General features: G+C 64.3%; 8 protein-coding genes and 1 tRNA gene. 5 read left to right on the top strand and 4 right to left on the bottom strand.

The features are described from left to right. Window positions 1-8: 8 nt before the first annotated feature. Entirely contained in the window at window positions 9-425 is a 417-nt protein-coding gene (locus ACL02S_RS19795) for a DUF4189 domain-containing protein (RefSeq protein WP_412803955.1), read from the top strand. Between the two features lie 189 nt (window positions 426-614). Here the strand turns inward: ACL02S_RS19795 and ACL02S_RS19790 are convergent. From ACL02S_RS19790 to ACL02S_RS19780, 3 genes are all read right to left on the bottom strand, one after another. Continuing rightward, window positions 615-687, bottom strand: a tRNA-Arg gene (locus ACL02S_RS19790). Between the two features lie 42 nt (window positions 688-729). Further along, window positions 730-2,292, bottom strand: coding sequence for a flavin-containing monooxygenase (locus tag ACL02S_RS19785; RefSeq protein ID WP_412803954.1), 1,563 nt, complete (start codon window positions 2,290-2,292; stop codon window positions 730-732). Between the two features lie 99 nt (window positions 2,293-2,391). Then, entirely contained in the window at window positions 2,392-3,534 is a 1,143-nt protein-coding gene (locus ACL02S_RS19780) for an acyl-CoA dehydrogenase family protein (RefSeq protein ID WP_412803953.1), read from the bottom strand. 539 nt (window positions 3,535-4,073) lie between these two features. Between ACL02S_RS19780 and ACL02S_RS19775 the strand changes: the two genes are divergently transcribed. The 4 genes from ACL02S_RS19775 to ACL02S_RS19760 all read left to right on the top strand — a co-directional run bounded on the left by ACL02S_RS19775 (window position 4,074) and on the right by ACL02S_RS19760 (window position 8,589). Next, window positions 4,074-4,448 (top strand): ArsR/SmtB family transcription factor, encoded by a 375-nt coding sequence (locus ACL02S_RS19775; RefSeq protein ID WP_412804012.1) that lies wholly within the window; start codon window positions 4,074-4,076, stop codon window positions 4,446-4,448. Further along, entirely contained in the window at window positions 4,445-5,494 is a 1,050-nt protein-coding gene (locus tag ACL02S_RS19770) for a cation diffusion facilitator family transporter (protein ID WP_412803952.1), read from the top strand. Before ACL02S_RS19775 ends, ACL02S_RS19770 begins: the two co-directional genes overlap by 4 nt. Window positions 5,495-5,623: 129 nt before the next feature. After that, window positions 5,624-6,919: a serine hydrolase domain-containing protein gene (locus ACL02S_RS19765; RefSeq protein ID WP_412803951.1), complete on the top strand. Its 1,296-nt coding sequence runs from the start codon at window positions 5,624-5,626 to the stop codon at window positions 6,917-6,919. Window positions 6,920-6,948: 29 nt separating this feature from the next. Further along, a complete protein-coding gene (locus ACL02S_RS19760) occupies window positions 6,949-8,589 on the top strand; it encodes a long-chain fatty acid--CoA ligase (protein ID WP_412803950.1) in 1,641 nt (546 codons plus the stop codon). A gap of 143 nt (window positions 8,590-8,732) precedes the next feature. Here the strand turns inward: ACL02S_RS19760 and ACL02S_RS19755 are convergent, their stop codons facing one another. Continuing rightward, window positions 8,733-9,125 (bottom strand): SCO5389 family protein, encoded by a 393-nt coding sequence (locus ACL02S_RS19755; protein WP_412803949.1) that lies wholly within the window; start codon window positions 9,123-9,125, stop codon window positions 8,733-8,735. Window positions 9,126-9,175: the final 50 nt, after the last annotated feature.

The following is a 9,175-nucleotide window of genomic DNA, read 5'->3' as shown; positions in this document are numbered from 1 at the left end:
TGAGATTGATGGGTAAGGTCGGCTTCGCTTTCGCGGTGACCAGCCTTGCGGTGGGGTCGGTGTTCGGCGCGGGATCGGCGAACGCGGCGGGTCAGTACGCGGCGATCGCTGTGGGCAACGGCGGCTGGACATACGGAGTGAGCGTCGACGAGGCCGGCTTCGACCAGGCAGAGAACGTGGCGCTCGCCAACTGCGGTTACACCGACTGCAGGGTTATGGTGGCGTGGGCGAACGGCTGCGGTGCGCTGGTCGAGAGCAACGAGGGTGTGGCCGCGGGGTCGGGCCCGAACCGCATGGAGGCCGAGCGTGAGGCTTATCAGAATCTCGCGGAGATTACTCCGACGGCACCGCTCGCCAATGTCGGCTCAGCCAACCTGAGCGGCGCACGGATCGTCGAGGTTGTTTGCACGAGCAACGCCCGTTGATTCGACGGTGAAGTTCCGGGCCGGGCCCCAGAAGGGGTCCGGCCCTTTCGTATAGATCGGCCTTGGCTCGCCATTCTGATCGAGTACGCCGCGCGGGCGGACTTCGCTACTGTGTACTCATTGCGTACCGAACCGGGTACGGAGATCCGCTTCGCGGACAAGAAGATGGCTCGACATGCGGCAATGCTGTGCCCTCGGCAGGATTCGAACCTGCGACACCCGCTTTAGGAGAGCGGTGCTCTATCCCCTGAGCTACGAAGGCTGGTCGTGGTGGGCTTGTGGGCCCGCCCGGGACGTCCGCAGTCTACCGGGTCGGAGGCTCAGAAGCCGCATCGCTTCCCGAATGCAGTCGGGAAGGGGTGTGTCGCGGCCGCCGAGGCAGTGAATGCCCGGCAGGCCGATACGCTGTGGCGGCTTGCGACTGTTCATAATCGCTTGGATCGAAAGTTCTTGTCTTCCAGCGGTATAGCGCAGTAGCACCGGGCCAGTTGTTGGTGATCCGCCCGGCGGCATTGCGATACCAGCTGGAACAGAAGTTCCACGGGGTGTCCTTCAAACGGCGTTGCAGCCAGTCGTCCCACTGCTGCTCGGCGGCAGCACGGGCGGCGAGGTAGTGGCCAGGACGGCCGGTGAGGTACTCCACCACCTGACGGATATAGCGGGCCTGGGATTCGAGCATGTAGATGATCGAACCGGAACCGACGTTGGTGTTCGGGCCGTACATGATGAACAGGTTCGGGAAGTGGGGGACAGACAGACCGAGATAGGCGCGAGCGCCTGCCTCACCCCAGACATCGGCCAGCTTGCGGCCGTCGAGGCCGTAGATGTTCATCGGTGCGAGGAATTCGGTGCCTTTGAACCCGGTGCCGTAGATGATCACATCTACCTCGTGCTCCACGCCGTCGGCGGTACGAATGCCGGTCGGCGTGATGGACTCGATGGAGGTGGTCTCCACGGTGACATTAGGCTGTGTCAGCGCGGGAAAGTAGTCGTTGGAGAACAGTCCTCGCTTACAGCCTGCCGCATAGTCGGGCGTCAGTTTCGCCCGTAGCTCGGGATCGGTGATCTGTTCGGTTCGATGCCGGTCGGCCAGCGCGATCACCGGGTTCCGTAGTGCGGGGATGTCGGTCAGTGCCAGGGCGAGCACTTCGAAGAGCAGCCAGATGGTGAAGCGCTCGGCGAGCCTGCTCGGTGGGAAGTATCGGAACATCGCGTGATGGCCCGCGCTGTACTCGGTATCGGATTTCGGTAGTACCCAGGCGGCCGAGCGCTGGAACAAGGTGAGGTGGGCGGCCTGTGGCTGGATGCGCGGGATGTACTGGATCGCGCTGGCGCCGGTGCCGATGCAGGCGATGCGCTTGCCGGTCAGATCGATATCGTGGTTCCACTCGGCGGAGTGGAACGCGGGCCCTTCGAAGGTGTCGATGCCGGGGATCGCGGGCATGGCGGGACGGGACAGCTGACCGACCGCCGGAATGAGGATATCGGCGGTCAGCTGCGCGCCGTCTGTGGTGTGTACGGTCCACCGGCCGCTGTCCGCGTCGAACTGCGCCTCGGTGACCTCGGTGCCGAAACGGATGAAGCGCCGGAGGTTGTACTTCGTGGTGACCTCGCGCATATAGGTGTGGATATCGCGTTGTTCGGAAAACCGCCGTGGCCAATCGGATTTCGGCGCGTAGGACCAGGAGTACAGCGGGGAGGGCACGTCGCAGGCCGCGCCGGGGTAGGTGTTCGCCCGCCAGACGCCGCCGAGATCATCGGCGCGCTCCAGGATGGTGAAAGTGTCTACCCCGGCGCGGCGCAGCTCCAGCGCCATGCCGAGTCCGCCGAATCCGGCTCCGATGATGATGATGGTCGGCGATGTCATTCATTCAGCGTACGTGAGAGTACTCGCAGGTCAGAAGATAACTGCGGTCATGTAATCGATATTTTCGGCCACGGCGGTGGTGCGGGCCGCTAGTGCCTTTCAGTTCTCGGCGAGTTGCCTGGCGATAACCAGGCGCTGGATTTGATTGGTTCCTTCGAAGATCTGCATCACTTTGGCCTCGCGCATATAGCGTTCGACCGGAAAGTCCTTGGTGTAGCCGTAGCCGCCGAAAACTTGGACGGCATCGGTGGTGACCTTCATGGCGGCGTCGGTGGCGACGAGCTTGGCCACACTGGCCTGGCGTGAGTAGGGCAGTCCTCGGTCACGTCGCCGCGCGGCATCGATATATGTGGCGCGAGCGGAGTCGACGGCGGCTGCCATATCGGCGAGGACGAAGCCGAGGCCTTGGTGGTCGATGATGTGACGGCCGAATGTCTCGCGTTCTTTGGCATAGCCGACGGCCTCGTCGAGGGCGCGTTGCGCCAATCCGGTGGCGACCGCGGCGATGCCGAGGCGACCGGAGTCCAGGGCGCTGAAGGCGATCGACAGCCCTTGGCCTTCGGCGCCGATACGGCGCTCGGTGGGCAGGAATACCTCGTCGTAGGTCGCGGCGGTGGTCGGCACGGCGCGTAGGCCCATCTTCTCCTCGGGTTTGCCGAAGTCGAGTCCATCAGTGCCGCCGGGGACCAGGAAGCAGGAGATTCCGCGCGAGCCTTCGCCGGTGCGGGCGAACAGTGTGTAGAAGTCGGCGCGTCCGCCGTTGGTGATCCAGGCTTTCGCGCCGTTGATCCGGTAGCCACCGTCGACCGGGGTGGCCCGGCAGCGCAGTGCCGCGGCATCGGAGCCGGCGTGCGGTTCGGACAAGCTGTAGGCGCCGATGGTCTGCCCGGAGAGCAACTCGCCCAGCCAGCGTTGTTTCTGTTCATCGGTGCCGAATGTGAACAGGGGATAGCAGGACAGGCTGTGCACACTGACGGCGACGGCGACGGCGGCCCAGCGGGCAGCGAGCTCCTCTAGGACTTGTAGGTACACCTCGTAGGGCTGGGCGCCGCCACCGAATTCCTCGGGATAGGGCAGGCTGAGCAAGCCGGCGGCACCGAGGGCCGAGAAGATACCGTCGGGAAAAGTCCCGGTCTTCTCGCATTCGGCCACCCGCGGTTCGAGCACCTTATCGGCGATATCGCGGGTCAGTTCGAGCAGATCCCCCGCCTCCGTGGTCGGCAGCATGCGGTCTACTGGCATATCGGTTACTCCCGCGGGGTCGTTCGGTGTGCTTCTGCTGTTTCACCGTAACTGCGTAGTGTCCGGTGTCGCTGCTGCCGGTCCGGGAGCAGGCGCGGTGGGTATGCCGTGGCGGGCGGCCAGTGCGCTGCGCGAGGGTGCGGAGCCGATTGTCCGCTGATGTGCGCGCACCGGCGGAGCTTCCGTATCCGAGGTGTTCGCGTCGGGCGGGTGATTGCACGTGCAGCTGTGTGCACACTATGCGCCGGGCTTCGGTACTGATGTTTCGCTGTTCATGCTGGTCGGCCGGGTGTGCAGGGGATGGGAATCGAAATTGTCGGTGCGGCTGTGAGTTTCGGTTTATTTCATTCGGGTGATATCCGCTTGCTCGGCTGGCATGTCCGCACTGTGCTCGGCTAAGACAGAGCTGTTGGGAACAGGGTGTGCCGGTGTGCCGGTGGCGACGCAGGGGGTGCTGCCGTCACACCGGTACGAGATGAGTAGTGCAGTAGACAACCTCATTACTCTATTATCTGCGTATGAATGCAGATAATCGGGAAATGCAAGCTCCGCTCGCGGAAGATCAGGTGGGGCTGGTGGTCGAGGTGTTCCGGATGCTCGCCGATCCGACGCGGGTGCAGGTGCTGTGGGCGCTGGTCGACCGAGAGCTGTCGGTAAGCGAGCTGGCTACCCAGGTGGGCAAGCCCGCGCCCTCGGTATCGCAGCATCTGGCGAAACTGCGGATGGCACGCCTGGTCGATACCAGGCGGTCGGGTACCACGATCTTCTACCGGCTGGGGAATGACCATGTGCGGCAATTGGTGGTAGACGCGGTGTACAACGCGGAGCATGCCGGGCCTGGCGTTCCGCCCCATCATCGTGGAGAAGGGGCGGTGCGGGATCTGCTTCTCGGAGACCGAGCGAGCACGTTATGAGCCGCGCGAAACGCACTTCCGGAGCGGGTGATACGGCAGCGGCCCGGCGGCAGCGCCATGGCCGTACCGCACACCACCATGCGCATCGGGTGGGCCGGTTCGGCGCGCTGCGCGGCAGCATCGTCCCGCACGGGCACGATATCGCGGATCGGATGGACGATGCGCTGGCGGACGGTGCGATCGGCATCCGTGCCGTCAAGATCAGCTTGATCGTCCTCGGTGGTACCGCGGCGGTCCAGATGCTGATCGTCCTGGCCTCCGGTTCGGTGGCGTTGGCGGCCGATACTATCCACAATTTCTCCGATGCGCTGACCGCTGTTCCGTTGTGGATCGCGTTCGCGCTCGGGCGCAGAGCCGCGACCAGGCGCTATACCTACGGGTTCGGCAGGGCGGAGGATCTGGCCGGGCTCTTCGTCGTCGCGATGATCGCGCTGTCGGCGCTGATCGCGGGGTACGAGGCGGTGCGAAGGCTGCTCGATCCGGTGCCGATCGATCATCTCGGCTTGGTCGCCGCGGCGGGAGCGGTCGGGTTCGTCGGCAATGAGGCGGTCGCGCTGTATCGGATCCGGGTGGGGCGGCGGATCGGCTCGGCGGCGTTGGTCGCCGACGGCTTGCACGCGCGCACCGACGGGTTCACCTCGCTGGCGGTATTGTTCGGTGCGGCGGGAGTGGCTCTTGGCTTCCCGCTGGCCGACCCGATCATCGGCCTGCTGATCACCCTCGCGATCCTCGTGATACTGCGGACTGCGGCGCGTGCGGTCGTGCACCGATTGATGGATGGGGTGGAGCCGGAGTTGGTCACTGCGGCCGAACAGGCGTTGCTCGCGGAATTGGGTGTGCAGTGTGTGCGCAGCCTGCGGATGCGCTGGATCGGACATCGCCTGCACGCGGATGTCGAACTGGATGTCGCGCCGACCACGACCCTCTCCGATGCCCATCGGGTCGCGCACGATGCCGAGCGCGCACTCACCCGGGTGATACCGAAGCTGCGCACCGCTGTGGTGCACGCCTATCCGGCGCACTCCGAACTCACCACCCAGAGCTGACCGGCTGGAACACAGCGATATCAGCTGTCGAATACGTGGGCATGGATCTCGGCTCGACTTGCCCAGTGTGGCCTACTGTTGGGTAACATCCCCGATGTGATGTGGCTCATGCTCTGTGTGTGTTGAACCTTGCCGACACGTATATCCGTCTTACCCAAACTTTCCGACCTGGTCCGCCGCTGTGATATTCCCCAGGATCTCGATTCTGTCGCCTCGATCGGCGCCGAGGTGGCCCCTACCGAAGTAGGTCTGGCGCCCGACTACGCCGAGCGTATCTGGCGGCGTATGCGGCTGGTGTACCGCAGCGGTATCCACCCAGCCATCCAGGTCTGCGTGCGCAGACACGGGCAGATAGTCTTCGACCGGGCGTTGGGGCATGCGCGTGGCAATGGTCCCGACGACGGACCGGATACGCCGAAGGTGCCGGTCGATACGCGTACTCCTTTCGTCACCTACTCCGTATCCAAGGGCATCACGGCGTTCGTGGTACACCTGCTGATCGAGCGCGGACTGCTCGAGCTGCACGCGCCGATCAGCCGCTATATCCCCGAGTACGGTTGCCACGGGAAGGAATCCATCACCATCGGACAGGTGCTCTCGCATCGGTCCGGGGTGGCGAGTCTGCCGAGACATGCGTTGACCGCCGAGGCGGTCGCGGATCGGGAACTGCTGGTACGGAATCTGTGCGCCGTGCGCCCTTCGGTGCCGCCAGGGCACTTCCAGTCCTATCACGCTTTGACGGGGGGATTCATTCTCGGTGAGGTGGTGCACCGAGCGACCGGCAAGGACATCCGTACCGTCTTGGCCGAGGAAATCCTGCGTCCGCTGGGCTTCCGGTGGACCAACTACGGTGCGTCCTGGCGGGATTTCCCGGAGATTGCCAGCAATTACCTGACCGGGATGCCGCCGGTGCCGCCGCTGTCCCTCGCGCTGAATCGACTGCTCGGAGTCGGCCTCGCCGAGGCCATCGAGACCGGCAACGACCCGGCCTATCTGGATGTCATCGCACCGTCTGCCAATGTGGTCAGCACCGCGGTCGAACTCACCCGTTTCTACGAGATCTTCCGCCGTGGTGGTGAACTCGACGGGGTGCGGGTGATGCGGCCGGATACCATCGCGGCGGCGCTGGTGCCGCAGTCTCGCCTCGAGCCCGATCTCATGCTTGGCATGAACTTCGGCTTCGGCTACGGTCCGATGCTCGGTGGTCGCCTGATCAGCCTGTTCGGCCCGGATACCCGGCGCGCATTCGGTCATCTCGGCTTCACCAACAACGTAGTATGGGCCGATCCGGAGCGTGCCTTGTCGTGTGCAGTGCTCACCAGTGGCAAACCAATTCTGTATCCCGAAGCGATCCGCTGGATCGGATTGCTCTACGGGGTAACCGCACAGACCCCGAAAGTGGCCGAAACAGACTTGGCTTTCTGAGCGGAAGTCACTGAAGAAAAGGAGTTCCGATGTTGAGCACTATGCAGGACGAGCCGTTGTCGCTGGCCACGTTGTTGCGCTACGCATCGACGTTCGCCGGTGATTCCACCGTGTCCACGTGGACCGGTACCGGTCTGCGCACCATGACCTACCGTGAGGTGGGCGCCGAGTCGGCACGGTTGGCGAATGCGTTGCGTGGGCTCGGTATCGGTGTCGGCGATCGAGTCGGTACCTTCATGTGGAACAACAACGAGCACCTGGTCGCCTACATCGCGGTGCCCGCGATGGGTGCGGTGCTGCACGCGCTGAACATCCGTTTGTTCGCCGAGCAGGTCGTCTATGTGGCCAATCATGCCGAGGACCAGGTGGTGCTGGTGGATGGCACGCTGGTGCCGATGTTCGCCCAGCTGCTGCCGAACCTGAAAACCGTCCGCCACGTCATCGTGGTCAACGGTGACGCGGCGACGCTCACCGCACCGGAGGGCATTCAGGTGCATTCCTATACCGAGCTGCTCGCCGCACAGCCGGACACCTACGACTTCCCGGTACTCGACGAGCGCACTGCCGCCGCGATGTGCTACACCTCCGGCACCACCGGTGACCCGAAAGGCGTGGTGTACTCGCACCGCTCCAACTGGCTGCACGCCATGCAGGTCAACATGAACAACGGTATGGGTCTGTTCAACAGCGATACGATCTTGACCATCGTCCCGCTGTTCCACGCCAACGCCTGGGGGCTGCCGTACGCGGCGCTGATGTCGGGGGCGAATCTGCTCATGCCGGACCGATTCCTGCAGCCGGGTCCGCTGTTGGAGTGCATGGCGGCGCAGCAGCCCACCTTCGCTGCCGCGGTGCCGACCATCTGGGGTGGCGTGCTGGCGGAACTGGCGGTCAATCCGCAGGACATCACGCATCTGCGCGCGGTTGTGGTCGGCGGCTCGGCGGTTCCGCCGTCGATGATGCGCACCTTCCAGGACAAACACGGAATACGAGTGGTGCACGCGTGGGGCATGACCGAGACTTCGCCGTTGGGCAGTATGGCGCATCCGCCTGCGAGCGCGCGCACCGAGGAGGAGCAGTGGGCCTATCGGGTGACACAGGGCCAGTTCTCCGCCGGTGTGCAGGCCCGTCTGGTCGCCGACAACGGCAGCGTGGTCCCCAATGACGGTGTGGCATTGGGTGAGCTGGAGGTGCGCGGCCCGTGGATCACCGGTTCCTACTACTCACCGGATGGCACACCGGTCGACCCGGAGAAGTTCCACGATGGCTGGTTGCGTACCGGTGATGTCGGCAAGATCAGTAAAGACGGTTATCTCACCCTGGTCGACCGCGCCAAGGATGTGATCAAGTCCGGTGGGGAATGGATCTCCTCGGTCGATCTGGAGAACGCGATCATGGCTCATCCCTCGGTCGCCGAGGCAGCGGTGGTCGGGGTTCCGGACGAGAAGTGGGACGAACGTCCGCTGGCGGCGATCGTGTCGGTCGAGGGCGCTGCGGCGAACCCGGAAGAGCTGCGCGACTTCCTGGCCGACAAGTTCGCGAAATGGCAGCTTCCCGAGCGCTGGACGTTTATCGCGGAGGTACCCAAGACCAGCGTGGGCAAGTTCGACAAGAAGCGGTTGCGCGCCCAGTACGCCGCCGGTGAACTGGAAGTGCAGACGTTCGATTGAGCGGAGCTCGGTATCTGCTCACGACGGTAGTGCCTGCGGCCTGCTGTGCGCAGTAGGGGCGTGCGAGTGCGCGGATCCTGCTGAGAGCAGACCCCCGGCGCGGACCGAAATGGTGTGCCGCGTCGGGGGTCCGTATGCGTTGATCAGCAGTTTCGCAGTTCCGGGCTCTGGTTGAGCAGCTGGGCTCTTGTGCCGATGAACGTGGTGTAGGTTTCGCCGCCGACCGCGGAGAGCGGGAATGCGGCGACCCGATGGCAGTTCTGAAAGGCGAGTTTCACCTCGAAGTGCCGTTCCAATCCGCCGCGAATGGCATCGGAGGCCATGGCCCGCAGTAATTGGCCGCGGGCCGCCTCGTCCGGCGGCGGAACTGTATTGTCCGCGAATTCCACGGTGCCGGAACGGAGTTCGTCGGCTATCCGGCTGACAACGTCCCAGGCGTAGGGCAGTGACGTACGGACGACCTCGACGAAATCGGCGTCATCGATTTCGCCGCGTTCGGCGCGTTCGAGCAGTGCGGCGGGGACATCAAGAGACATGGCGCTCACCTCCGGGGTGGATGTCGGTGCGATGCCACTCGAGTCTAATC

This window comes from Nocardia spongicola, assembly GCF_047200775.1.
In the GTDB taxonomy this organism is placed as follows: domain Bacteria; phylum Actinomycetota; class Actinomycetes; order Mycobacteriales; family Mycobacteriaceae; genus Nocardia.
Note: the sequence above shows the minus strand (reverse complement) of the source record. Positions and strands in the feature narration are given on the sequence as shown.

Bases quoted from the DNA above. Each gene is read 5' to 3' on its own strand.
- ACL02S_RS19795 (WP_412803955.1), top strand. From the start codon at position 9: ATGGGTAAGGTCGGCTTCGCTTTCGCGGTGACCAGCCTTGCGGTGGGG.
- ACL02S_RS19785 (WP_412803954.1), bottom strand. From the start codon at position 2,292: ATGACATCGCCGACCATCATCATCATCGGAGCCGGATTCGGCGGACTC.
- ACL02S_RS19780 (WP_412803953.1), bottom strand. From the start codon at position 3,534: ATGCCAGTAGACCGCATGCTGCCGACCACGGAGGCGGGGGATCTGCTC.
- ACL02S_RS19775 (WP_412804012.1), top strand. From the start codon at position 4,074: ATGCAAGCTCCGCTCGCGGAAGATCAGGTGGGGCTGGTGGTCGAGGTG.
- ACL02S_RS19770 (WP_412803952.1), top strand. From the start codon at position 4,445: ATGAGCCGCGCGAAACGCACTTCCGGAGCGGGTGATACGGCAGCGGCC.
- ACL02S_RS19760 (WP_412803950.1), top strand. From the start codon at position 6,949: ATGTTGAGCACTATGCAGGACGAGCCGTTGTCGCTGGCCACGTTGTTG.
- ACL02S_RS19755 (WP_412803949.1), bottom strand. From the start codon at position 9,125: ATGTCTCTTGATGTCCCCGCCGCACTGCTCGAACGCGCCGAACGCGGC.